The 23,416-nt window shown below is 64.9% G+C and carries 26 protein-coding genes; 14 read left to right on the top strand and 12 right to left on the bottom strand.

Features of this window, described 5'->3' with window-relative positions; all coding sequences use genetic code 11:
• Positions 1 to 52: 52 nt before the first annotated feature.
• Positions 53 to 1,360: a cobyrinic acid a,c-diamide synthase gene (locus AArcSl_RS00435; RefSeq protein ID WP_119813662.1), complete on the bottom strand. Its 1,308-nt coding sequence runs from the start codon at positions 1,358 to 1,360 to the stop codon at positions 53 to 55.
• Positions 1,361 to 1,549: 189 nt separating this feature from the next.
• On the opposite strand from AArcSl_RS00435, the gene AArcSl_RS00440 reads away from it, so the two are divergent.
• On the top strand, positions 1,550 to 2,185 hold the full coding sequence (locus AArcSl_RS00440; RefSeq protein ID WP_119813664.1) for a GNAT family N-acetyltransferase: 636 nt from the start codon (positions 1,550 to 1,552) through the stop codon (positions 2,183 to 2,185).
• A gap of 23 nt (positions 2,186 to 2,208) precedes the next feature.
• Here AArcSl_RS00440 and AArcSl_RS00445 read toward each other — a convergent pair whose 3' ends face one another.
• A complete protein-coding gene (locus AArcSl_RS00445) occupies positions 2,209 to 2,853 on the bottom strand; it encodes a metal-dependent hydrolase (protein WP_119813666.1) in 645 nt (214 codons plus the stop codon).
• Positions 2,854 to 3,075: 222 nt separating this feature from the next.
• On the opposite strand from AArcSl_RS00445, the gene AArcSl_RS16945 reads away from it, so the two are divergent.
• Complete coding sequence (locus AArcSl_RS16945) at positions 3,076 to 3,213, top strand: DUF7503 family protein (RefSeq protein ID WP_193588483.1); 138 nt, start codon at positions 3,076 to 3,078, stop codon at positions 3,211 to 3,213.
• Here AArcSl_RS16945 and AArcSl_RS00450 read toward each other — a convergent pair.
• Complete coding sequence (locus AArcSl_RS00450) at positions 3,210 to 5,372, bottom strand: CHAT domain-containing protein (RefSeq protein WP_119813668.1); 2,163 nt, start codon at positions 5,370 to 5,372, stop codon at positions 3,210 to 3,212. The two genes, AArcSl_RS16945 and AArcSl_RS00450, sit on opposite strands and share 4 nt — an antisense overlap.
• Before the next feature lie 194 nt (positions 5,373 to 5,566).
• On the opposite strand from AArcSl_RS00450, the gene AArcSl_RS00455 reads away from it, so the two are divergent.
• The gene (locus tag AArcSl_RS00455) at positions 5,567 to 6,283 is read left to right on the top strand and encodes a helix-turn-helix domain-containing protein (protein WP_119813670.1); all 717 of its coding nucleotides are present in this window, start codon (positions 5,567 to 5,569) and stop codon (positions 6,281 to 6,283) included.
• A 45-nt stretch (positions 6,284 to 6,328) separates the two neighbouring features.
• On the opposite strand, the gene AArcSl_RS00460 is transcribed toward AArcSl_RS00455, so the two are convergent.
• The 3 genes from AArcSl_RS00460 to AArcSl_RS00470 all read right to left on the bottom strand — a co-directional run bounded on the left by AArcSl_RS00460 (position 6,329) and on the right by AArcSl_RS00470 (position 8,412).
• Positions 6,329 to 6,700 (bottom strand): thioredoxin family protein, encoded by a 372-nt coding sequence (locus AArcSl_RS00460; RefSeq protein WP_119813672.1) that lies wholly within the window; start codon positions 6,698 to 6,700, stop codon positions 6,329 to 6,331.
• A gap of 107 nt (positions 6,701 to 6,807) precedes the next feature.
• Positions 6,808 to 8,145 (bottom strand): hydroxymethylglutaryl-CoA synthase, encoded by a 1,338-nt coding sequence (hmgB, locus tag AArcSl_RS00465; protein ID WP_119813674.1) that lies wholly within the window; start codon positions 8,143 to 8,145, stop codon positions 6,808 to 6,810.
• Positions 8,146 to 8,256: 111 nt separating this feature from the next.
• Positions 8,257 to 8,412: a preprotein translocase subunit Sec61beta gene (locus AArcSl_RS00470; protein ID WP_119821616.1), complete on the bottom strand. Its 156-nt coding sequence runs from the start codon at positions 8,410 to 8,412 to the stop codon at positions 8,257 to 8,259.
• 127 nt (positions 8,413 to 8,539) lie between these two features.
• Between AArcSl_RS00470 and AArcSl_RS00475 the strand changes: the two genes are divergently transcribed.
• From AArcSl_RS00475 to AArcSl_RS00490, 4 genes are read left to right on the top strand one after another with little or no spacing between them, the layout of a single operon-like run.
• Entirely contained in the window at positions 8,540 to 9,010 is a 471-nt protein-coding gene (locus AArcSl_RS00475; RefSeq protein ID WP_119821618.1) for a helix-turn-helix domain-containing protein, read from the top strand.
• Between the two features lie 25 nt (positions 9,011 to 9,035).
• Positions 9,036 to 11,042 carry a NosD domain-containing protein gene (locus AArcSl_RS00480; RefSeq protein WP_217563477.1) on the top strand — a complete coding sequence of 669 codons (2,007 nt, stop codon included), beginning with the start codon at positions 9,036 to 9,038 and terminating at the stop codon, positions 11,040 to 11,042.
• Entirely contained in the window at positions 11,039 to 11,803 is a 765-nt protein-coding gene (locus AArcSl_RS00485) for an ABC transporter ATP-binding protein (protein WP_119813678.1), read from the top strand. The genes AArcSl_RS00480 and AArcSl_RS00485 overlap by 4 nt, the downstream gene beginning before the upstream one ends.
• Positions 11,800 to 12,693 (top strand): ABC transporter permease, encoded by an 894-nt coding sequence (locus tag AArcSl_RS00490; RefSeq protein ID WP_217563479.1) that lies wholly within the window; start codon positions 11,800 to 11,802, stop codon positions 12,691 to 12,693. Before AArcSl_RS00485 ends, AArcSl_RS00490 begins: the two co-directional genes overlap by 4 nt.
• Before the next feature lie 65 nt (positions 12,694 to 12,758).
• Here AArcSl_RS00490 and AArcSl_RS00495 read toward each other — a convergent pair whose 3' ends face one another.
• The 3 genes from AArcSl_RS00495 to AArcSl_RS00505 form a co-directional block, all read right to left on the bottom strand.
• Entirely contained in the window at positions 12,759 to 13,853 is a 1,095-nt protein-coding gene (locus AArcSl_RS00495) for a dipeptidase (protein WP_119813680.1), read from the bottom strand.
• Positions 13,846 to 15,027: a M24 family metallopeptidase gene (locus tag AArcSl_RS00500; RefSeq protein ID WP_119813682.1), complete on the bottom strand. Its 1,182-nt coding sequence runs from the start codon at positions 15,025 to 15,027 to the stop codon at positions 13,846 to 13,848. Before AArcSl_RS00500 ends, AArcSl_RS00495 begins: the two co-directional genes overlap by 8 nt.
• A gap of 82 nt (positions 15,028 to 15,109) precedes the next feature.
• On the bottom strand, positions 15,110 to 15,721 hold the full coding sequence (locus AArcSl_RS00505) for a translation initiation factor IF-2 subunit beta (RefSeq protein ID WP_119813684.1): 612 nt from the start codon (positions 15,719 to 15,721) through the stop codon (positions 15,110 to 15,112).
• Between the two features lie 182 nt (positions 15,722 to 15,903).
• On the opposite strand from AArcSl_RS00505, the gene AArcSl_RS00510 reads away from it, so the two are divergent.
• The 3 genes from AArcSl_RS00510 (at position 15,904) to ftsZ (ending at position 18,096) form a co-directional block, all read left to right on the top strand.
• Positions 15,904 to 16,515, top strand: a complete 612-nt coding sequence (locus AArcSl_RS00510; protein WP_119813686.1) for a double zinc ribbon domain-containing protein — start codon at positions 15,904 to 15,906, stop codon at positions 16,513 to 16,515.
• Positions 16,516 to 16,755: 240 nt separating this feature from the next.
• Positions 16,756 to 16,935, top strand: coding sequence for a ribbon-helix-helix domain-containing protein (locus AArcSl_RS00515; RefSeq protein WP_119813688.1), 180 nt, complete (start codon positions 16,756 to 16,758; stop codon positions 16,933 to 16,935).
• Positions 16,936 to 16,938: 3 nt separating this feature from the next.
• Positions 16,939 to 18,096 carry a cell division protein FtsZ gene (gene ftsZ / locus AArcSl_RS00520; protein WP_119813690.1) on the top strand — a complete coding sequence of 386 codons (1,158 nt, stop codon included), beginning with the start codon at positions 16,939 to 16,941 and terminating at the stop codon, positions 18,094 to 18,096.
• Positions 18,097 to 18,126: 30 nt separating this feature from the next.
• Here ftsZ and ncsA read toward each other — a convergent pair whose 3' ends face one another.
• Together ncsA and thsB are read right to left on the bottom strand one after the other, a co-directional pair.
• On the bottom strand, positions 18,127 to 19,131 hold the full coding sequence (gene ncsA, locus AArcSl_RS00525; protein WP_119813692.1) for a tRNA 2-thiolation protein NcsA: 1,005 nt from the start codon (positions 19,129 to 19,131) through the stop codon (positions 18,127 to 18,129).
• A gap of 87 nt (positions 19,132 to 19,218) precedes the next feature.
• A complete protein-coding gene (gene thsB / locus AArcSl_RS00530) occupies positions 19,219 to 20,859 on the bottom strand; it encodes a thermosome subunit beta (protein WP_119821622.1) in 1,641 nt (546 codons plus the stop codon).
• Positions 20,860 to 21,138: 279 nt separating this feature from the next.
• On the opposite strand from thsB, the gene AArcSl_RS00535 reads away from it, so the two are divergent.
• The 4 genes from AArcSl_RS00535 (at position 21,139) to AArcSl_RS00545 (ending at position 22,997) form a co-directional block, all read left to right on the top strand.
• Entirely contained in the window at positions 21,139 to 21,279 is a 141-nt protein-coding gene (locus AArcSl_RS00535; RefSeq protein WP_193588484.1) for a hypothetical protein, read from the top strand.
• A 113-nt stretch (positions 21,280 to 21,392) separates the two neighbouring features.
• A complete protein-coding gene (locus tag AArcSl_RS17540) occupies positions 21,393 to 21,527 on the top strand; it encodes a hypothetical protein (RefSeq protein ID WP_281259887.1) in 135 nt (44 codons plus the stop codon).
• A 34-nt stretch (positions 21,528 to 21,561) separates the two neighbouring features.
• Positions 21,562 to 21,963, top strand: coding sequence for an ArsR/SmtB family transcription factor (locus AArcSl_RS00540; RefSeq protein ID WP_119821624.1), 402 nt, complete (start codon positions 21,562 to 21,564; stop codon positions 21,961 to 21,963).
• Positions 21,960 to 22,997 carry a permease gene (locus tag AArcSl_RS00545; protein ID WP_119813694.1) on the top strand — a complete coding sequence of 346 codons (1,038 nt, stop codon included), beginning with the start codon at positions 21,960 to 21,962 and terminating at the stop codon, positions 22,995 to 22,997. The genes AArcSl_RS00540 and AArcSl_RS00545 overlap by 4 nt, the downstream gene beginning before the upstream one ends.
• A gap of 14 nt (positions 22,998 to 23,011) precedes the next feature.
• Here AArcSl_RS00545 and AArcSl_RS00550 read toward each other — a convergent pair whose 3' ends face one another.
• Complete coding sequence (locus AArcSl_RS00550) at positions 23,012 to 23,416, bottom strand: DUF7383 domain-containing protein (protein ID WP_119813696.1); 405 nt, start codon at positions 23,414 to 23,416, stop codon at positions 23,012 to 23,014.

Below are 23,416 nucleotides of genomic sequence, written 5' to 3' on the forward strand. Positions count from 1 at the left end.
GCGGACGTACAGGGGGTTTCGAGTGCGGGGCTCAAAAGACGCGCGGAAACGCCTACAGCCGATCGAGGAACGAATCGAACGCCCCGCTTTCGGGGTGGACGTGGGCGTACGTCCCCAGCGACCGGTGTTCGGTGAGCCCGTCGAGGCCGTCGGCGATGCCGTCGCCTCGCTCGACTTCGAAGACGAAGTTTGCGTCGCCCGCGACGTCGGCACTGGAGTAGTGAAACTCGTGACCGCGGAGGCGTCCACCCGTCGGCGCGGTGAGCGTTTCGTTCCGGGCGCGCAGCTGGACGTGGTCGAGCGCGCGATACCGGTCGTGCATGCGGACGTCCGCCGGCAGGATCCCCGCCATGTCGTGTTCGTCCCCCTCGACTGTGGTGAGCGTCTCGGAAAGTGCCATCAGGCCGCCACACTCCCCGAAAACCGGGAGGCCGTCGGCCGCCCGGTCGGCGAGCTGTGCGACTGCCGGGCTCCCGGAAAGCGCCTCCGCATGGAGTTCCGGGTAGCCACCGGGAAGATACACCCCGTCACAGTCGGGTACGTCGTCGCCTGCGGCGGGCTGAAACGTGACGAGTTCGCCGGCGTCGCGGAACCGCTCGATCGTGGCCGGATAGACGAACCGAAACGCCGCGTCGCGAGCGACGGCGACTCTGGGCCCGTCTCCGGAGGACGGAGAGGGTTCCCGAACTGTTTCAGGCCGGGGTGGCTCCCGTGCGAGTTCGAGGAGCCGGTCCGCATCGAGGTGTTCGGCGGCCTCGTCCAGTGCCCCCTCCGGGAGCGGGGATTCCTCGCCCATGTGCAAGCCGAGATGGCGCTCCGGAATCTCCAGGTTCTCCTGTGGCGGGATTCGTCCGAAGTACGTCAGTTCGTCCGGAAGCGCCTCGCGGATGCCTCGCTCGTGTCGGCCGCCGTGGGCTCGCTGGGCGATGACACCGGCGACGTCGACGTCGAGGCCGATCCGGTCGGCGTACTCCCGAAAACCGAGCGCGGTGGCAGCGACGCTCTCCATGCCGGCGCTGGCGTTTGCAACGAGGACGACCGGGAGGGACAGCGCCTCCGCAACCGCGGCCGTACTGGAGACGTCGCCGTCGTACAGCCCCATCACGCCCTCGACGACGCAGACGTCCCCCTCGCCCCGGTGGTAGTTTCGTCGGAGCCCGTCTTCCCCTTGCATCCACAGGTCGAGCGTCCGGGAGGGACGACCGGCCACGCGCTCGTGATGACTCGGGTCGATGAAGTCCGGGCCGGCCTTCGCGGGTTGAACCGCACAGCCGGCGTCTGTCAGCGCCCGGATCACCGAAAGCGTCGCGACGGTCTTTCCGACCCCCGAGCGCGTCCCGCCGATCACGATTCCGTTCATGGCGTGGTTCCGTTCATGGTGTGGTTCCGTTCATGGCGTGTGTCGGCTCTCCATTACACTGTCGTTTGTACAAATGTACTTGAATCAGTCGATAGAGCCGATCGCTCCGGGCGACGCCGGTCCGTGTTTCCCCGAAAACGTGTCACACACCGCAGCAATCCTTTTTATACTCGAACGAAACCGCGATGTATGTTCCCCGACCGAATCGAAACCGAGCGCCTCCTGCTCGAACCGCGGATCCCGGAGAACGTCGACTATCTCGAACTGTACGAGTACTGTTCGGACGGCGACGCGATCGAAGAAGTCACCGAGCACGTCACCTGGGAGCCACACGACCATCCAAAGGAGTCCCTCGAGTTCCTGGAGGGCGGGGTCGACGGCTGCGAGAAGGGGACCGTCGCCGACTATGCGATTCGGCCCCGGAACGGCGAGCCTGGCGCCGGCGACCTCGCCGGCTTTTCCGGACTCAGATTCGAGTGGGACCACAGACGGGCGGAGATGGGGATCTGGCTCCGCAAACGCTTCTGGGGTCGCGGCTACTCCGGGGAACGGGCGGGGGCGCTTTTGGATCTGGCACTCGGACAGTTGGATCTGGAGGTCGTCCGTGTGACCCACCACCCCGACAACGAAAACTCCCGTAACGCCGTCGAACAATACGTCGACCGCTTCGACGGTCGGCGGGAGGGGAGGTTCCGAAACGCGATCAAATTCGCCGACGGGAGCGTCCACGATCAGATCGCGTATTCGATCAGTCAGACCGAGTGGCGCGAGGCCGTCGAGGCGATGGCCGAGCCGCCGGCGGTACACTACGAGTGGGATCGGTAGCTGCCGGAACCGCGTTCGCCGTATCAGGTTCCGCCGCCGCGCCGGTGCTCCCAGATCCGGTAGGCGACGACCGCGAACCCGATGACGGTGAGCAGGATGTGTTCCCCGGTTTCGGCGAGATACACCACGCGTTCGGGATCCTCCTCGGGGCTGGGGGCCGGGGCCGGGTCGACGGCGGTGGTGTAGTGAACGTCACCGGAGCCGCCGCGCTGGGTGGTGCCGTCATCACCGAGGTCGATCACGTCCTGGACGAACCCCCGCTGGTCGGAAACGAGTAGCTCCCCGGAGAAGTCGTACAGCTGGTCGTGGATCGGCCAGAACAGGTTGACGCCGTTGTAAAAGGCGTCGAGCAGGATGTGGCCGAACGTGACCGCGACGATCGTCACCCAGCCGACCCGCCAGCCGTACTCTCCCCACCGGGAGAGCACGTACGACTCCGACCGGAACTTCACGTCCCACGCGAGCAGCGCGAACGCCCCGATCGGGATCCAGAGGTTGTGCAACGCGGCGCGATGCGTTCCCGACCAGTAGACGGCCAACAGCGCGTCGAGGTCGAGAGCAGCGCTGGCGACGAGTACGAGTAGTATCGCCTTCGTGTCGAAGTGGTGTTGCAGCAGGGCACAGGCGATCAGCCCCGCGATCGCCACGTGTACCGTGGTCGGCGGCATGTCCGGAGATACGGCCGAAGGAATATCCGGGTTTCGGCCGGTTCGAACCGCCGACCACGCCGGATGCCGTCCTCGATTCCCCCCAATTATTAGTAGAATCCCGTTGAATCAACGAACATACCAGGGCGTAGTTTATTCCTTTTTACGTACCTTAATATAGATTATTTATAGTCAGATTTATTTAAATATTATTTTAATATTGCCGGCGGAAGCAGTTCATGTATGTCCGAAACAGGCATCAGCGAATACCTGGCACAGCACCCCAAGATGATCGGCGTCCTCTTCACGATTACCCTGCTGTTGACGCAGGCCGGGAGCGTGGTGGCGAACGGCGGCGGTATGGCTACACCAGGTCCCTAAATATTCGATGGCGTAAGCTCGTTCGACCAGAAGAGTTCACCGTCGACTTCGATCGGCGTTGCCGTATCCGTCAAAAGATCCGCTAATTCTGCACTTGATAGACGATAAGGGTCCTCGGTACCAGCAACGATATGCATCAATTCTTCTTTCTCGTACATAAACGTCATCATACTTCCTATGCCGTAACCTATCGTTGGATAGGAGACGGACGTAACATCGAAGCCGTTCTCCCCCGTGCGTTCGATCCGATACAACGTCGGGACCCCATCCGTATTGTAACAGAGCGACGCCCGTCCGTCGCCGATGATGCCGTACATTCCGCCGCCGATGACGCTGTCGCGCCCCGCCGCGAGCGCCCCGTACAGGTCGAAACCGGCGTCCAGCAGTCGGGCGAGTCGCCGGCCGAACCGAGTGGCAAGCGAGTTGTACACCTCCGCGAGCGTTACCACGCCGCCGCGACTGCCGGCGTCGACTAACGCCTCCCCCTGAGAGAACGACGTGCATGCGTTGAGGAAGAACAGTTCCACGCCGGTGTATTCGAGCTCGTGGAGGTCGAGCCAGCCGTCGTGGCACCGCATCCCGTCATCGTCGACGTGGCCCACGTAGTGGAAGAAGTCGAACTCCTCGTGGAGGGCATTGCGGAGTTGCTCCGTCGAGAGATCGTACCGTACGTCGATGTCGAACTCGAAGAAGTCACGGAAGCCGTAGAGGTCCTCGCTCTCCTCGCGCATCTCCGAGTCGTTGCAGACGACCAGGATCCGGATCCATTCCGGATCCTCCTTGTCGGGTTTCGAGTCGAAACGCCGCTCCAGTGACTCCAGTGTCGGTTTGCCTGCTCGGACCGGATACTGGTCGGCGATCCACATGTGTGTATCCGTGTCGACCTCCGGCGGCGATACCACCTCTCCCGGGCTCCGGCGACGTCGGTCGGACGTACCGGCCGAACGAGACCCCATTGCGAGCGCAGGCCGCGGGGCGTGGGCGGTCGGTTCCGGAGCGTTTCGGTCGGTCGACCGGAAAAAGTCACCGGCGTTTGCGCTCGAGGCAGTCAATTCCTCGTCAGCGCCGGACGGATCGTAGCTCCGGATTTGCGAGAGTTCTGCCACTGCGTACGGTAGGTACTTCGCGAACCGGAACGAGGGCACGATATCAGTGGTCGAGTGCCATTCGAGGAGGTCGTCAATGACGTGTCCGGGGACCTCGAAATACGCGCCGATCCGATCGGGAAGCGGAAGATCGTACAGGTGCTGGAGATCGACGTCGACGTGTTTCATCAATCGCTGTTTTTCACTGAGATTCACGTCGTAGAGGCCTGCCGTCCGGACCACGCAGTCGAGCGCGAACTGCCGCTCCAGGGCCGCCGCGGCGCCGTCCATGAGCGCGCGGGCGTTCCGCGGGGCGTCCTCGCCCGTCAACGGGAACCGCTCCCCGTTCGCGAGGATCGCCGGCTCCGAGCCGGAAACGATCCGCGCACCGAGATAGTACGAAAGTGACGCGACCGTGTACACCGACTTGACGTCGGGCGGAACCGCGATCTCGATTCCGGTCTCCGGGGGCTCGATACCGGGCGGGGTGGAGAACTCTTCGCCGACCTCGAGCCGCGGCGGATGACCGCGAAGGGTGGGAAACGACCGCTCCGGCGAGAACGTCTTGACTGCAGAGCCGAACGAAGAGACCGCAGTCATCAGGTCCTCGACCGACTCCGTCGTCGTGATCGTTCCGGCCGGGCTGGAGTGAAGCGACCGCGCCCCGATCCGGACACGCCGTTTTCCGTCGAATTCGAGTACCGTCCCCGGCTCCGTTCCCTCCGAACGGTGGGCGACGTCGAACGCCCCCTCGAAAGAGAGGTATATCTTTAGGGGAGTCCCACCGATATCGACGTCATACGTACCATCTGCAACGAAACCGTCCGTCGCCGGCTTTATCGTGCGAACGAACGACTCATCGTCCCGATCGTACACGAACAGCCCGAAGTACTCCGGTACGACGATCCGGCTCGCCTCCACCTCGATCCCGGCGGTCACCGGAAAGGCGAACCGGTCCGGCGAAATAGGCTCGACGGCGCCGCGATCGGGGAGATGCAACTCGAAGGTGCGGTCCTCGATGTCGTCGACCGCTTCGACCCCCCGATTAGTGTCAGCAAATCGTACTTTTTTCATGCTCGTTCTGCCTCCCCGCCGGCGTCGCCGGGAGTGGACAGCCCGCGGGATCTGAACCGTTGTTGGGAACTCTTCTTCGCGGAGTGTTAAGAATCAACCGACGTCGACTCGAAAAATCATCCCAATGTCACTTTCGACGCGCGACGAACATGGGGTTCGATACGCTTTTCGGCACCGATTGCGACGTCTCGCGTATGGACAACGGAGATCGGGAGGCGACTCGGGCGGACCTGGCCCGCCGGATCGCAGGCGAGATCACCCTGAGCGAGGATCCCGGCGCGACGCTCCGGAAGTGGCGGACCGACTTCGACGTCTCCCAGACCGCCCTCGCAGATCAACTCGACGTCTCCTCGTCGGTCATCTCCGATTACGAGAGTGGCCGGCGCAGTTCCCCCGGAATCGGCGTCGTCTCGCGGATGGTCGAGGCGCTGCTCGACATCGACGAGCGACGGGGCGGCGGACGGATCCGTCAGTACGCCCGGGTCATCTCGGCCGGCTTCGAAAGCGACGTCGTCTACGACCTCCGGGAGTATTCCACGGCGCTGCCGCTGTCGACGTTCTACGAGGCGATGGGGGCGACCGAAATCGTCCGTGGGGACCGGGACACCGTAAACGGCCACACCGTCATCAACAGCATCGCGGCGATCACGCGGCTCTCCAGCGAGGAGTTCTACCGGCTGTACGGGCAGTCGACGAACCGGGCGCTCGTGTTCACGGGGGTCACCCGCGGGGAGTCGCCGCTCGTGGCGATGCGTGTCGTGAATCCGACGCCGAACGCGGTGGTGCTCCACGGGATCGACGAGGATGACCTCTGGGAGTACGCGCCCGATCTGGCCCGGGTCGACGGCTTCTCGCTCGCCGTCTCGACGCGGGAGATCGAGGAAATCCTCGAGGATCTCGGGGAGCTTTGAAGATCGGCGAACCGACCACTCGACGACCGACCACCCGACGACCGACTACCCGACGATCGATCCCTCGAGCGTCGCGTTCGGTGGCAGGTTGGATTCGACGAACGAGAGGATCGCCTCGGCCCCCTGGAACCCCTCCGACAGCGTGGCCAGTTGCTCTCCATCGTAAAACAGCACGAGCGTCGGAACGCTCGTGATCGAAAACCGGTCCACGAGGCCCATGTCCGTCTGTGGGTTGCAGACGCCGACAGTAACGTTGGTCTCGCGGTGGACGTGCCCCAGGACCGGTTCTATCGACTGACAGATTCCGCAGTTGTTCGTGTAAAACTCCAGCAGGACGATCGGTTCGCGGGCAACGAGGTCGTCGATGTCGTCGCCGTCCTGCAACTCGATGGGTCGGGAAGACGTATCGGCGGTCATGGGAGACGTAGGTGGGGCACAAATAAAAAGGCGGCGTGGGGCTGCTCCGTGATGGGCCGTCTCGATACGAGACGGCGTCCGTTCGGGGCGGAACTACCCCGAGAAGATCACTCGACGTACTCGTACTTGCGCTCGTTCATCCGCCCCCAGCCGGTGAAGGCGAACTCGCCCTCCGGCTGAGTGAACGCGTCGACCTCGACGTCCTTGTCGAGGTCGTGGACGTTGTGGATCTGTTCGTACTCCTCGAACGTCAGATCGTAGCGGTTCTCGAGCTGCTGGTCGATGTCGATCGCCTCGATCTCCTCCTTCCAGCCGGACTGGATCGTCTCCGCGTGGATCTCCGCCTGGGCGCCCGACCCGTAGGATGCGACCAGCAGGCTCTCGCCCTCGAAGTTCCGGTCCTCGTCGGCAGCGGTCATCAGGGCACTTGCGCGGGCGATGTGGACGGATCCGGTGTACCAGTTGCCCACCTGCGAGGAGATCGTGAGGGTGGGTTCGATGACGTCGGCGTACCAGCTCCGGTACCGCTCGGTGCCCTTCAACGCGTCCATGTACTCGCGAATGGCCTCCTCGTACTCGTCGTGGGAGTCGTACTCCTCCTCGCGGGGTTGGCGGCCGATCTCCTCGGCGAGTTGGTCTTCGATATCCGTGTTGCGGGTGATGTGACGATACGCCAGCAGGCCGGCCTTGCGAACCATCCCCGGGAACGGCGTGTGGAACGGCGCATACGCGAAGTCCTCCTCGTAGACGCGTCCGGCGACGGACTCGTAGTCCTCCAGCGCCTCCCGCATCCGGGAGAGGTACACCTGGACCGATCGCTTGCCGTCGACGCTCGGGAACTGCTGGTTCGGTTTCAGGAAGTCAGTCTCGTCCATGCTTCCGAACCCCTGTTCGTCTGAAAGCCCGAGGACGTCCGGGTCCTCGTCGATCAGCATCGCGACCGCGCCCGCACCCTGTGTCGCCTCGCCGGGATCGCCCCGTTCGTACAGCGCGGTGTCGGTAGCGACCACGAGCGCGGCCCGATCCCGGTTGCGGCCCGCCCGGATCCAGTTGTACGCGTCGTCGACCGCCTGTGTGCCCGAAACGCACGCGAACTTCCGCTCGCCCTTGTTGGCGTGCCGGAAGTCGTCCTCGAACACCTGTTCGAGGCAGCCGGCGATGTACGTCGACACCGGCTTGGAGTGGTCGAACGCCGACTCGGTCGCGACGTCGATCCGGCCGATGTCGTCCGGCTCCAGGCCCTTCCGCTCCATCAGCCGCTTCGAGGCGTTCGCCCCCATCGTGACGATGTCCTCGTACACGTCGGGGAACGAGGATGCTTCCAGGCCCAGCCCTTTGCGATACTTGTCGGGGTCCTCCCCCTTCACCGACGCGAACGTCTCGGGTAAGTCGAGTTTGAGGTTGCCGCTCCAGATCTCGATGGCATCGATGCCGACGGCTGTCATACTCGGAGGTTCACCGAGCGCCCATAAGGGTGTGTCGATGTGGGTTACGCCGATCGTCGAACTCGGACGAGAGACGTGTCGGCGGTGGCTCGATAGAAAACGGGGAGCCGCTCAGACAGTAAGGGAAAGGACCTGCACGAAGACGCCGAACAGGAGCGCGAAGGCGATCAGCGTCTTCGGATCGATCGTGATGGCGTTCCGGTCTTCGGCATCGAAGTACCGAACGAGACCGGCACTCGACATCAGTCCGCCTTGATTACCGCTCATAAAGATCACTACTGTCCGTGCCCGCGTAAACGTTTCGTTCCGTTTCCCCTGCGGATCGACGACCACCATAAGTATTGTTTAGTATTCACAATACTTTTCACAACAGTTGCCGTAGACTGGAATGGATATGTCCGACTCCGTGGCAGAGGTCCTCAGAAACGAACTGGAGTGTGAGGGGTTGCTCGAGTGTTTCCACGGGTTGAACTCGCTGGACGAGCGGTGTTTCCGGACGATCGCCGAAAGCGACGAGCCGCTCACGGTCGACGAGATAGCCGATCGCGTCGACAGGGAGCGATCGACCGTGTATCGCTCCATCCAGCGGCTGTACGACGCCGGGTTCCTCCGCAAAGAGCAGATCAACTACGATCAGGGTGGATACTATCACGTCTACAGGCCGGCCGAGCCCGAGCGCATCGCTTCGAACCTCCGACGGATGCTCAACGACTGGTACGCCCAGATGGGACAGCTGATCCACGAGTTCGAAACGGAGTACGGACGACGAGAAGGGGCAGGATACGGACGACGGGAAGAATCAGGGAACCCGGAGGACGGCACCGGTTCCGACCGGGACGTTCGAGAACCATACCAGAGGGGCTAACTCCACAGATCCGCGAGGGGGACGTGTGTCGTGGAGTACTCCCCGGTCGCTCGCGGTGGCCGGGATCGTTCTGGCGCTGCTTTTCGGACTCGGAACACTCGGACTGTTCGTCGTCGACGCCGGCGCGACCGAAACCGAGCCGGTTCCGTTCGACGAGACAGTTACAGTCGGGCTGACGAGCGAAACCGCCGCGACGCTCGATGAAAACGTCTCCCTTCCCAGGGTCCAGGTGTTTTACTCGCAGTACCGGTACGTCACCGGCTACTACGGCGTCGGGACGTACGCCGACGTGAGCAGCCAGCCGGGACACGACGCCCAGTTCGGCTACCCGATGGCCGTCCACGTCACCGATTATGCGGGCACCGGGATCCGCCTCGACGAGGACGGCTATCCCGCACCCATGCGAACGCCGGGATGGGTCGCCGCCGACGAGGCCGTCTACGTCGTCGAAAGCGACGCCCGAAGCCCCGACGGGGGCGCTACCGTCCCGTTCTCGAACCGGGGTGAGGCGGAGGCGTTCGTCCACGATCACGGCGGTGAGGTGGTCGACTGGGAAACCGCGCTCGACCGGAGCGAGGAACGATCGGGCGCCGAGAGCGTCCGAAAGTCGGTCGACGATCGCAGGGTCCAGGCCGACACCGAGGTCGACTCCCGGACCCAATTGCTCGACGAGGAGGCCCGCCCCGTCTCCGTCGTCGTCGGCGAGGACGCCGACACGATCCAGGCTGCCGTCGACGCCGCCGAACCGAACACGACGGTGGTCGTCCCGCCCGGGACCTACGAGGAGCACGTCGAGATCGACCGCCCGATCACCCTCGTCGGCGTCGACGGGAACGGCTCGCGGGTTCACCTCAGCGGCGACGGCAACGGAACGGTGATCCGGATCACCGCCGACCGGGCCGCTGTGGCCGGCGTGGCAATCTCGGGGGTAGGAAACGAAACCCGGGATCCCGACGCGGTCCCGACGGACGCCTGGGACGCCAACGTGGAGCTGGGGTACGGCCACGGGGACGCCGGGATCGCCGCCGTGGACGCCGCGGACGTGCTGATCGCCGGAGTCGCCGTCGACACGCCCGCAAACGGGATCCTGCTGCGGGACAGCCCCGGTGCAGTCGTCCGGGACGTCGACGTCGTCGGAGCCGACGAGTGGCTCGACGGCTTCATGGGGGTGATGGTGATGCGCTCGCCTGCAGTCGTCGAGAACTCGACGTTCGCCGGCGGCCGGGACGGCGTGTACACACACCGCTCTCACGGGGCGGTCGTGCGCAACAACTCGATGGACGGGATGCGATACGGCGTTCACCTGATGCACACCGACGACGCGCTGATCGCTGACAACGTCGTCAGGGGTGGCGCGTTCGGCGGCATCACGATCATGACTGATCCCGCCGGGAACGCGATCGTCGGCAACGACGTCACGAACAGCTCGACCGGGATCTCCCCGTCGGGGAGCGACGTCTACGTCGCCGAAAACGTGCTCGTCGACAACGACCGCGGGATGTCGACGGCGACCCGGACGTCGCTGTACGAACACAACGTCCTGGCGAACAACGACGTGGGCGCGCGGGTGTCGAGCATTCTCCCGACGAATCGGATCGTCGCGAACGACTTCGTCGGGAACGAACGGCACGTGTACGCGAGCGGGATCGGACCGCTCCGGATCTGGACCCACGACGGTGCCGGGAACTACTGGGACGGCGCGCTCGGCGACCTGGACGGGGTGAACGAGCCCGGTGATGCGACGACGCTTTCACGCGAGTACGTCGCCACGGATCCAGTCGACGAACGACTCGGCCGGACCGCCGGGGCGACGACGTTGGCTCGCTCCCCGGCTGTTGGCGCGCTGCGGTCGCTTTCCGACGCCGTTCCCGGTCTCAAAACCGGTGGCGTCGTCGACGTCGCTCCGCGTGGCTCCCCTGCAAACCCGGAGGTACTGGAGAGGGCGAAACTGCTCGAGTGGATCGACGACACGGAGACAGCAGCCGACACCGGGTCGGAGAAAACGGAAGACCGAACCGAGGAGGAACGATGACCGAAACGGAACGCGAACAGACCGACGAGCCGGTCCTGGCCGCCGAAAACCTCACCCACAGCTACGGCGACGTCGCCGTCCTCGACGGTGTCACCCTCGAAATCCCGGAGGGGAGATTCACCGCCCTTATCGGGCCCAACGGCGCGGGAAAGACCACCCTGTTGCGGCTGCTCGTGGGGCTGGAACGTCCCGATGGTGGGCGGATACGCTACGACGGTCCGGACCGACCGCGCCGGATCGGCTACCTCCCACAGCGACCGGCGTTCCGTCCGGAGTTTACGGCCGCGGAGACGCTGTACTTTTACGAGTCGTTGCTCGGCGTCCCGGAGCCGCAGCCGCGTGCACACCTCGAACGTGTCGGGCTGGCTGCGGCTGCCGATCGTCCGGTCGGCGCTCTCTCCGGCGGAATGCGCCAGCTGCTCGGGATCGCACAGGCAGTGATCGGTGACCCACCGGTCGTCGTCCTGGACGAGCCCGCCCACGGGCTGGATCCGGGGATGCGATCCCGGATCTTCGGTGCCATCGAAGAGCTCGCGGCGCGGGGGGTTGCAGTTCTCGCGACGACCCACGACCTGAACGCGGTCGAGCGCAGTGGGGACCGCATCGGGGTGCTCGACCGCGGGCGTGTCGTCCGCGTCGGGACGCCCGCGGCACTGCGGGACGAACTCGGAGTAGAAACGCTGACCGAGGCGTACGACGCCTCCGTCGCCGGCGCCGCAGGAACCGTCTACGTCGAGGAATCCGGAGGTGAACAACAGTGACCGACGAGGCTACTGGAGCCTCCGTTGATGAACGTATCCAGAGCCAGGGAGACGGGTCGCCGCCGGCAGGTCGCCGGAGCCTGACGGCACCGATCGCGGCGATCGCCGCACGCGAGCTCCGATCGACGATGCGCAGCACCGGCGGCCTCCTGTTTGCCGCGGCGCTTTCGGTCGCGATCGTCGGCGTGGCGTACGCCGGCGGCGGCTATCGGTCGAGCTATCTGGCGACGAGCGTGGACCTCCTTGCGGCGCTGGAGGTGTTGTTGCCGGTTGTGGCGGTGGCGTTCGGCTACCGGACGCTGCTTTCTGACGCACGAAGCGGCGAGCTCGACGTGCTGTTGACGTATCCGGTCGCCGCCTGGCAACACGTTCTCGGCGCGTATCTTGGGCGGGCGATCCCGCTTTCGGCGGTGGTGCTCGTTCCGTTCCTGGCCGTCGCCGGACTGGTGTCGGTGTCGACGGCGCCGGAGGCATCGGTGTTCGCGACCCACGCGGGGGCCGATTCGCCGATCCTTTTCGCGCGGCTCGCCGCGTTGAGCCTGTTGTACGCGCTCGTCGCGCTTTCGGTCGGCGTCGCGGTGTCGGCGGTGGCGACCTCGGCCCGTGTCGGAATCGCGCTGTCGGTCGGTGCCGTCGTCGGGATCGTTCTGGTCGCCGACCTCGCTATCGTCGGCGGCCTCGCGAGCGGAGCCATCGGGGGAGAGTCGATCCACGCCACGCTGGCGCTGTCCCCCGCGAGCGCGTTCCGTGGGCTGGTGTTCGAGACCGTTATCTCCGTTGCCGGCGGGGCTGGGCCGGAGACGGCGTCGACGACGGCGAGCCTCACCGGACTCTCGGCCTGGCTCGTCGGCTCTCTCGCCGTGGCGGTGGTGGCACTCCGACTCCGATAACGCGGACGGCTCGTCGATTACGGAGATTCAAGGAGAAAGCCTCGCGCTTCAGCGCGCGGAGGATGTCAATCGCCCCAGGTCGCAGCCAGCACCCGCCGCCAGTTCCCGTGGGCGAGCAACACACACTCCCGGCGGCTGTATCCGCGCGCCTCGATCGCGTCGAACAGTCCGGGGAGTCCGGCGACGTCCTCGACGGACGAAAGCACCGTCGCGCCATCGAAGTCCGAACCGAGACCGACGTGCTCGACGCCGGCGACGTCGACGGCGTGATCCAGGTGATCGAGGAGGGTCGAAAGCGGGAGATCCCGATCGTCGTCGCCGTCCGGGTGGAGAAACCGGGTCGCGAACGTGAGCCCGACGATCCCGTCGCGGTCGGCGATCGCCCGCAACTGTCCGTCGGTCAGGTTCCGCGAGGAGGGACAGATTTCGTGAACTCCAGCGTGGCTCACGACCGGCGGGTGCTCCGTTTCGGCCAATACGTCCCGAACGCCGGCCGCGTTGAGGTGGGCACAGTCGACGATTAGCCCCCGGTCGTTGCACGCCCGGACCAGCGTCCGTCCGGCGTCCGTGAGGCCGGGGCCGTGGTCGGGGGTCGATCCGTGGACGAACGGCACCCCGCGAGCGAACGCGTTCGGTCGGCTCCAGACGAGCCCGACCGACCGGAGCCCCGCGTCGACGAGGACGTCGAGGTTCGACAGGTCGGCTGCGATTCCGCCTGCACCCTCGACGTGCGGGATCGCCCCCACGCAGTCGCCGGCCAGGCAGGCGTCGAAATCCGCGATCGAATCCACGATCCGGAACCGGTCGTCCGCGGCGGCCCACCGGGAAAGCAAAGCGAGTTGGGCGCGAGTCGCGCGTGCCGCCACCGCCGGATCCACCGGCGGCGGTACGTCGCCGGCGTCGAAGTCGACCGCGGAGAGATCGAGTGAATCCGGATCGAGGTCGTTGGAGACGAACGCGGCGAAGAAGCCGGCAGCCAACCCACCGTCGAGCGCGCGAGGGAGATCGACGTGTCCGTCACGACCCTCGAGGAACGATCCGACATCGCCGCCGGGAATCGCCGGCTCGTCCTCCGATCCCTCGAGCAGCTCCTCGTAAACGCGCAACAGCACGTCGTTGTGTCCGTCGACGACGCGGTATCCGACGGTGTCCTCACCCATCGATGACGTTCGACTCGAGATCCCGGGGATAGTAGGTGAGCCATTCGGTCCCCGACTCGGTGATCGCGATGGTGTCGGAGTGGCGGTATCCCGCGTCGTCGGTGTACAGCCCCGGCTCGATCGTGTAGATCTGTCCGGGCGCGAGCTCGGTTGCACTACCCTCGTACCGTTCGCTCCAGCCACGGTCGAGGTACGGCGGCTCGTGACCCTCCATCCCGATGTTGTGGCCGACGTGGTGCTGCGCCAGCTCCGTCACCCCCTGTTCCTCGAAGTACTCCCACACCTGTCGATCGACGTACTCGACGGATACGCCGGGGGAAAGCGCCTCGATCGCGATCGTCTGCGCCTCCAGCATCAGCTCGAAGTAGTGTTCGTCCTCGTCGGTGTAGTCGCCGACGAACATCGTCCGCTCCAGCTCCGAGTGGTAGCCGTCGACGTTCGCGGAGGCGCCGGTGATCAGCACGTCCCCCCGGGAGAGCCGTTCGTTCGGGGTGTGGCCGTGGGGAAGCGCCGTCTCCTCGCCGGAGATGTAGCCGGCGTGAACCGGGCCGCTCCCGCGGACCCGCACGGCGTACCGTTCGCCGAGCGTGTCGAGCATCGCCCGCGAGGCGTCCATGGAGGCGCGCTGGCTGACCGTGGCAGGGTGGGCGCCGACCTCGGTGTACTCCGCGAGATACCGGTGTCCGAGGTTGGCCCACTTGGCGGACTCCCGAACCAGATCGACCTCCGCGTCGGTCTTCTCCCACCGCATCCGGGAGATCCACTCCTGGGTGTCGACCTCCAGGAACTCGGACAGCGCCGGCCCTTCGTATCCCATCACGCCGGGTGCACCGTCCGAGTCGGCCGCGACGCGGTCGACGTCGAGTTCCCGAAGCATCTCGACTGCGGTCTCGATGGGTTTCCCGCCCGGATAGTCGAAGTAGTGATACACTGCATCGATGCGAGGATTCGGTTCGACGCGCTCGAGTTCGAGTCGCGGGACCGTGATCGCGACGCGGTCGGACGTCACCGCCAGACAGACAGGACGTTCGGTCTGGATGTGATAAAAGCCGGTGAGATACTCGATGCTCGTCGACCCGAACCAGACGGCTGCGTCCGCTTCGGCCTCGGACAGCCGGCCGCGGATCTCGGCCAGTCGAGCGCGGAACTCTTCGGGGGGAACGCGGGTCGCCATACGCGTGGAATGCGCCCCCGTCGGCAAAAACTATCGGGAGCCGGAACGGAGAAGCTGCACGATCGTCCGCCGGACCGTCGGCCTACGTTTTCCGTGCGAACGCGAGCGTCCCGCTCACGCTTTCGACGTACGCCCGGACGGTTTCGCCCTCGCGCGCGCCCGAGACGAAGATCGTGTATTCGCCCCGTTCGGCGACCCCGTCTCCCTTTCGACCGGTGCTTATGATCTCGAGTTCGTACGTCTTGCCCGACTCGACGGTTTCCCGCTCCGTCCGGTTCGGTGTGCTCACGTGACCTTTGGCGACGGGGCGGAACGCACCGCAGGCCTCACATCGGAGCATCTCCGTCCGGTTTTCGGTGACGAGTCGGGTGTCCGGCAGGCCACACTCCGAGCAGGTGACGTATCGGGAGACGTACCCTTCGACGGCCTCGTCGAAGTCGGCTCCGCTGAAGTTCCCGTTGTATCGTGCCCGCCCAGATTCGAACTGACCGGCCGTTCCCAGTTCCTGCTGGACGTGACTGTGGAGGTGTTCCGGATCGCGCGAGAGCGCATCCGCCACCGCAGAAATGTTCGTAAAGCGCGTGAACGCGCCGTCGGGTTCCGCCTCCGCGTCCGGTATTCGCAGCCGCGCCTCCTCCCCACCGAGTTCCGGCATGGCATCGATCGCTCGATCCAGGCTCGCTTCGTAATCCATGCCTCGAGTGAGGGGAAGGAGACGGAAAGCCCTTCCGCGAGTCTCGCTCACACAGGGAAATGACCCGTGCGAGCGGTCGCGACTGACTACCGACAGACACCGACTGACCACCGACTGACGTTTGACAGACGTCTGTCGGACAGGAAGGAAGATTAAAATACTGGGGAACGAATTGTGGAACGATGAGCAAGATCACCTTCCGCGCGGACGACGACCTCGTCGAGCGGCTGGAGGCGTACGACGCCTCCAAAAGCGAGGTCATGCGGGAGGCACTTCGCACGTACCTCGATGCGTCCGACGGCAGTGAAACAGGGGGCGTTTCCTCCGGACCGTCGCCGGAGAGCGCGGCGGACGGCCGGGCCGGCGTAGCGGAGGACGGTATCGACGCACTGATCGCCCAGCGAGTCGACGAACTCGTCTCCGAGCGGCTCGACGCCCGATTCGGATCGTTTGCGCCGGCGTCAGCGCCGGAAGTGACCGTAAACGTCAGTCTCGAGGGTGCTGCCGCCGAAGATGCAGACTCGACTGTCACACACGAAACGGAGAGTGATACGGACGGGGACGCGCGTAAGACGGAGCGCGAAAACGCGGGTGACCAGGCGAAAACGCCGCGTAAGACGTGCGCGCAATGTGGAGATGAAGTACCGGGAGAGCACGTGTACTGCCCGAACTGCGGCGAAAAGTCGTCGCGTCGCGTGTTCTGTGACTGCGGAGACGAGCTCCGGTCTGACTGGTCGTTCTGTCCGAGTTGCGGCCGTCGAACGCCGGCTGCGGACGTCCTCGATCCGAGATAAGCAGCTATACCGAACGTGCAAACGTCGAAAACGAACGCCTCGAGGCTGTTTACGGCCGATATTCTATAATGTCTTACGTTAGCCGGTACTTTTAAGTATATCCCATCGGTGGGTATGATTGCGTAAGACGGTCGTCTTACAGCGTGACGCCGTTCCGGGGTGGGTCGTCCACGTCGGGCGGTTTTCGCGTGTAAGACGGGTGCCAACATGGCCGGCCGTCTTACCGGGGGAACATAAAATATGGAGCGTGTGACACTTCGCATCCCGAAACAGCAGATCGAGGAGGTCGAACAGATGGTCGAGACCGGCCAGTTCCCGAACCGCTCGGAGGCGATCCGATCGGCGGTGCGGGAGATGATAAACGAAAACGACGGCGAAGCCGACTCGCGTCGCCGGAACCACAACTGGGCGAAGGTGTAGACGATGCAGGATATCGTCAAAGACGCGATGGAGAACGCCCGGATCGAGCAGCGCGAGATGGACGACGCCATGGACGACGAGGACTTCGGAGATCCCCGGATCGTCATCGTCGGCTGTGGCGGCGCCGGAAACAACACGGTGAACCGACTGTACAACATCGGCGTCGACGGCGCCGACACCGTGGCGATCAACACGGACAAACAGCACCTCAAGATGATTGAGGCCGACACGAAGATCCTCGTCGGCAAATCCCTGACGGCCGGGCTCGGCGCGGGTGGCGACCCCGACGTGGGCGAGCGCGCGACCGAAATGGCTCAGGGCACGATCAAGGAGGTACTCGGCGACGCCGACCTGGTGTTCGTCACCGCCGGCATGGGTGGCGGCACCGGGACCGGCGCGGCGCCGGTCGTCTCGAAGATCGCCAAAGACCAGGGCGCGATCGTCGTCGGCATGGTGTCGACGCCGTTCAACGTCGAGCGCGCCCGCACAGTGAAAGCCGAGGAGGGGCTCGAACACCTCCGCGGCGAGGCCGACTCGATCATCGTCCTCGACAACAACCGACTGCTGGATTACGTTCCCAACCTGCCGATCGGGAAAGCGTTCTCGGTGATGGACCAGATCATCGCCGAGACGGTCAAGGGAATCTCCGAGACGATCACCCAGCCGTCGCTGATCAACCTGGACTACGCGGACATGTCCACGATCATGAATCAGGGCGGCGTCGCGGTGATGCTGGTCGGCGAGACCCAGGACAAAAACAAAACCCAGGAGGTCGTCAACGACGCGATGAACCATCCGCTCTTGGACGTGGATTATCGCGGCGCGTCCGGCGGGCTCGTCCACATCACGGGCGGCCCCGACCTCACGCTGAAGGAGGCCGAGGGCATCGCGGACAACATCACCGAACGGCTCGAGGCGAGCGCCAACGTGATCTGGGGTGCCCGGATCCAGGACGAGTACAAGGGCAAGGTCCGCGTCATGGCGATCATGACCGGCGTCCAGAGCGCGCAGGTGCTGGGCCCGTCCACGCAAAAGCAGGCCGACAAGTCCCGCGCGAGCATCGACGACGAGTCGTTCGACGCCGCCGACCGCGCGTCCTGGGAGTCCGACGGCGGACGCGAACCGCAGGAGACGAACAACGGTCTGGACGTCATCCGATAGCGTCGGGATCGAACGCAGTTTTCGTCTTTTTCAGACGCCCTCGACCGCCTCGAGCAGCCGGCATTTCCGACAGACGTCGCCGCTGGTCGAGGAGCCACAGCGCTCACACTCGGAGAGTTCCACGCGGTCACCCCCGGCGCCGCCGTATCGCTCGGCCGCGAGCGAGGCGAGCTCCTCGTAGCCCGAGAGGATCGAGTGGCGAGTTCCCGGGTGGTTCTCCTCGAGCTCCTGGAGCAGCGACTGGATCTCACCGCGGTACGCCTCGTTCGCGTGGGGACACTCGGTGATGTGGGCCGGCAGTTCGCGCAGGTGGGCGTACAGCGCAACCTCCTTTTCGGGGACGTCCCGGAGCGGCTTCGCCCGGGGGACGAACGTCTCCTGCTTCTCGCGCCGCTGCCGGTCGTCGACGTCGAGGGAGGTGCGTTCGTCGAACGGCCCCAGCGAGGCGTCGAAGTGTTTGGCGATCTGTCGGACGTCGCCCTCGAGGACGTTCATCATCGCGGTTTGCGCCTCGTCGTCGAGGTTGTGGCCCGTGAGTAGTTTGTCGGCATCGAGTTCCGCGGCGTACTTCTCCAGCAGATCCCGACGGAAGACCCCACAGTAGGCACACGGCGACATCCCCAGCGGGTCCTTCTCGGCGACGTCGTCCATCCGGACGTCGAACTCCTCCTCGTAGTGGACGACCTCGTGGCGGATCCCGAGTTGCTCGGTGAGATCCTGCGAGGCCGACAGCGACTCGTCGCGATAGCCGTCGATCCCCTCGTGAATCGTGAGCGCCAGCAGTTCGATTCGGGGGTCCTCGCTGAACGTCTCCGAGAGGATCTGGGTGAGCACGACGCTGTCTTTCCCGCCCGACAGTCCGATCAGCCACCGGTCGGGCTCTTCCGGCGTCGCACCGTCAGGAACGAGCCCGTCCTCGCGGATCCGTCGCCGGACGCGCCGCTCGACGGATCGGCGGAAATGTTCCCCACACAGGTGCGATCCGCTGTAGGCGGCGTGCATCACTGCCTCGCGGTCACACTTCGAACACTCCATCACCGTCACGTACGTGCGAGCGCCGATACGGGTTTCGGCACGCGTTCGAAAAAAATAGATCGTTGCTGCGAGTGGTTCGGCCGGCCGTTACATCGCGCCGCCCATGCCACCCATACCGCCCATGCCGCCCATGCCGCCGGCACCGCCGGGTCCACCCTCGTCGCCGTCGCCTTCGGTGGAGAGATCACCGGCGGCGATGATGTCGTCGATCTTCAACACGAGGTTGGCGGCCTCGGCGGCGGAGGCGATCGCCTGCTCCTTGGCGTGGGCGGGCTCGACGACGCCGGCGTCGAAGGAGTCGTCGATGTCGCCGGTGTAGGCGTTCAGTCCGACGGCCTCGTCGCCGGATTCGTGGGCTGCACGCAGGTCGACCAGCAGATCGATGCTGTCGAGCCCGGCGTTCTCCGCGAGCACGCGGGGAACCAGCTCGAGGGCGTCGGCGAACGACTCGACGGCGAGCTGCTCGCGGCCGGAGACGGAGTCGGCGTAGTCGCGCAGCCGTCGGGCGAGTTCGACCTCGATCGCGCCGCCGCCGGGGAGCACGCGGCCGTCCGAAACCGTCGTCGAAACGACGTCGATCGCGTCGTTGATCCCGCGTTCGAGTTCGTCGACGACGTGGTCGGTCGAGCCGCGCAGCAGGAGCGTGACGCCGTGGGAGTCGGGCCCCTCGACGTAGAACAGTTCGTCGTCGTCGTCGCGCCGGACCGTCCCCTCCGCGACGTCCGCCTCGCTCGCAGCGTCGAGGTCGGTGACGATCGTGGTGTCGAGAACGTTCTTGAGGAACTTCAGGTCGGACTTCTTCGTCCGGCGGACCGCCAGGATCCCCTCCTTTGCGAGGTAGTGCTGAGCGAGGTCGTCGATCCCCTTCTGGCAGAAGACGACGTTGGCACCGGTCTCGGCGATCTGGTCGACCTTCTCGCGCAGTTGCTGTTCCTCCTTGTCGAGGAACTTCTGGAGCTGGTCGGGCGACTCGATGCTCACCTGGGTATCGACGTCGGTTTCCTCGACCTCGATCGGCTCGTTCACGAGCAGGATCCGGGCGTCCTCGAAGTCGGTTGGCATGTCGTCGTGGACTGGATCCTTGTCGATGACCGCACCCGTGAGCAGTTCGGACTCGCCCGCCGACCGTCCCGTCTGGGTCTCGATCTTGAGGTTCTGCAGGTCGACGACGTGAGAGCCGTCGTCGGCCTCGACGGTGACCTGCCGGACCGCCCGGACGACCAGGTCAGCGAGCACTTCCTTCTCGAGTTCGGCGCCCTTGCCGGTCATTGACGTCTCGGCGACCGACTTGAGCAGCTCCTCGTCGTCGGGGTCGACCTCGGACGCGACGGCGTCGACTTCCTCGCGGGCGCGCTCGCTCGCGAGATTGAATCCGCGGATGATCGCGGTCGGGTGGATGTCCTGCTCGAGGAGGTCCTCGGCGTTCTTGAGCAGTTCGCCCGCAATCGCGACCGCGGTCGTCGTGCCGTCGCCGGCCTCGTCCTCCTGGGTTTCGGCGACCTCGACGATCATTTCGGCGGTCGGGTTGTCGATGTCCATCTCGGTCAGGATGGTCACCCCGTCGTTGGTGACGGTGACGTCGCCGAGCGAGTCGACGAGCATCTTGTCCATCCCTTTCGGCCCGAGCGTGGAGCGTACCGCCTCCGCCACCGCACGCGCGGCGGAGATGTTGTACTCCTGGGCGTCCTTGTCCTTGACGCGCTGGGAATCCTCTCCGAGAATTATCATCGGCTGGCCCTGCATTCGCTGGCTCATAGTACAGCGGTTCGTTGTTTGTGATTCTATATAAACGTTGTGCTAACGGCGCGAGTACGGTGTTCGATGAAGCGAGCGATAGCGGAAGAAAACGCCGGACTGAAAGCCGATGATCCGACATTTGTGGTAGCTACTCACATGGGAGGGGCCTCGGTATTGGCCGCTCTTTTGAGGGAAAACGTCCCGGTTTGTGAGGTCGAGTGGGAGCAACAGCCGCAAAGGACTTGCATCCGTATCGAGAACTCCCGATACATGGGACACGGGATACTCGTCAGTCACCTCGTCGAGAAGTTCCGGGACGACGAATCCGACGACGACGGGAACGGATCCGACGATGACGGGAACGAATCCGACGACGACGGGAACAGTTCCGACGACGACTCGACGGCGTGAACTGACCGAAGAAATCGGCTGGACGACTTTTGAGCGGAGAGGAGGTCAACGGCAGTCTGTACTCGCGAGAACAGACGCAAGCTATTTATTTATATCGAGATAACTCGATTTGTATGAGTTCCACGTCGATCATCGGTCGCCTGGTAAACGCGTTCAAAAGCGAGGGATCGGACGGCAATGACGGTTGTTCGTGTGGCATGAAAATCGAGGAAATAGAATCCGAACCGACCGAAACGGACGGAAAGTGAGGGAGACGCGAATGAGAGCGCTGGAGGAATGCAGATGAGCGGCAACGGGAGCACGGAGTCGGTCAGTCACTCGCTCGGTCGCCTCGGCGAGTGTGGCTGTGACGACGAGTCACTGATCGACGCCAGGCGTGCAGACGGTGAGACCACCGCCGAACAGCTCGCGGTGTTCAAGGCGCTCGCGAACGAAAACCGGATCCGGATCCTCGAAGCGCTGCGCGACGGGGAGCTTTGTGCCTGCGAACTCGAAGAGGTCCTCGATGCGCCCCAGTCGACCGTGGCGTCGCATCTCTCGACGCTCCGGGACGCGGGGCTCGTTTACACCCGAAAGGAGGGAAAATGGACCCATTACCGGATCGCCGACACCGCAAGCCTGCAGCTGCTCGATCTCGCCGCAGCGATGGGTAGAAACGCCGGTGAAACGGGGGACGACGAATGATCCCGACGGGATACGAGACCGCGCTGGCCGAATCGCTGGATTACTTCGTCTACCTCGCGGTCAGGCTCGGACCGCTTTTCATCGGCGCGTCGTTCCTGGTCGGCCTCGCCAAGGAGTATCTCCCGCCCGAACGGGTCGAGGCGACTCTTCGGTCCCACGACGAGGGGACCGGAAACGTCGCGGCTGCCGGATTCGGCGCGGTGACCCCCTTCTGTTCGTGTTCGACGGTTCCGATCCTCGCGGGACTCATCGGAGCGGGCGCACCCCTCGGGCTGGCGTTTTCGTTCCTGCTGGCGTCGCCTCTGGTCAACTGGATCGCGGTGGTGTTACTGTTCGGGCTGTTCGGGCCGTTCATCACGATCGCGTACGTCGTCACGACGCTTTCCGCGGCGATCGTGGGCGGCGTCATCATCGGACGGCTCGACCTCTCGATGTACGTCAAGGACGTCCGCATCACTGCCGACGGACGGGAGGTCACGACCACCGCCGGGACGGGCGCCACGGAGGGACCGGCCGAAGCGACCACCGACGGCGGGACGCCAAAGCCGGCAGCCGGCGGAGCGTCGGAGACGACCGCTGACGGCGGCTGTGGCTGCAGTTCCGGCGGGAACGACACCCACCGGAAACGGTTCGCCACCGCCGGAGTCGGAGCCCTGTCGTTCTTCTGGAGCACGCTCCCGTACCTCATCGCCGGGATCGCGATCGGGGCACTGATCCACGGAGCAGTGCCGACGAACGTGCTCCACTGGATCGCCGGCCCCGAGAACCCGCTTGCCACGCCGCTTGCCGCGGTCGCCGGCGCGCCGATCTACGTCGGAATGAGCGGGATGCTCCCGATCGCCGCGGCGCTTTTCGATCAGGGGATCCCGATCGGAACAGTGCTCGCGTTCGTTGTCGGCGGCGCCGGGATCAGCATTCCGAACCTGATCCTGCTGAACAAACTGTTCGAACGGCGGCTGCTCGCTATCTACGCGGGGACAGTCGTCGGAATCGGGATCGCGGTGGGACTGCTGTTCAACGTACTATTTATCTGAGATAGCTGTCGCCACTACTCGGTGTCCGCTTCCTCGACCGGTTCCTTCCAGTGAACGGTCACCGTTCCGACGGCGAAGGCGTCCCGGCTTTCGGCGTCGCGGGCGATCTGCATAGTGTTGACGCCCTCGACGAGCGACGTCCCGGTGAGGGTGTCGACCCAGTACTGCCACCCGTCGTTCGGCGGGATGTCGAATCCGGACATCGCCTCGCCGTTGACGATGATCTCGTGGCCGTACGCGTCGACATCGAACGCCTGGACGCCGACGTACGCGTCGCGCGGATCGGCCGTCGGTACCTCGAACTCGTGGGTGTCGGTTCGGTCCCCGACATCGGTTGCCCAGTCGAGATCCAGCTTCCGCTCGTCGGGCGCGAGCTGTGCGCCGACGTAGATCGTCGCGTAGTTGGCGCGGGCTCTCAC

This window comes from Halalkaliarchaeum desulfuricum (assembly GCF_002952775.1).
Lineage (GTDB): Archaea > Halobacteriota > Halobacteria > Halobacteriales > Haloferacaceae > Halalkaliarchaeum > Halalkaliarchaeum desulfuricum.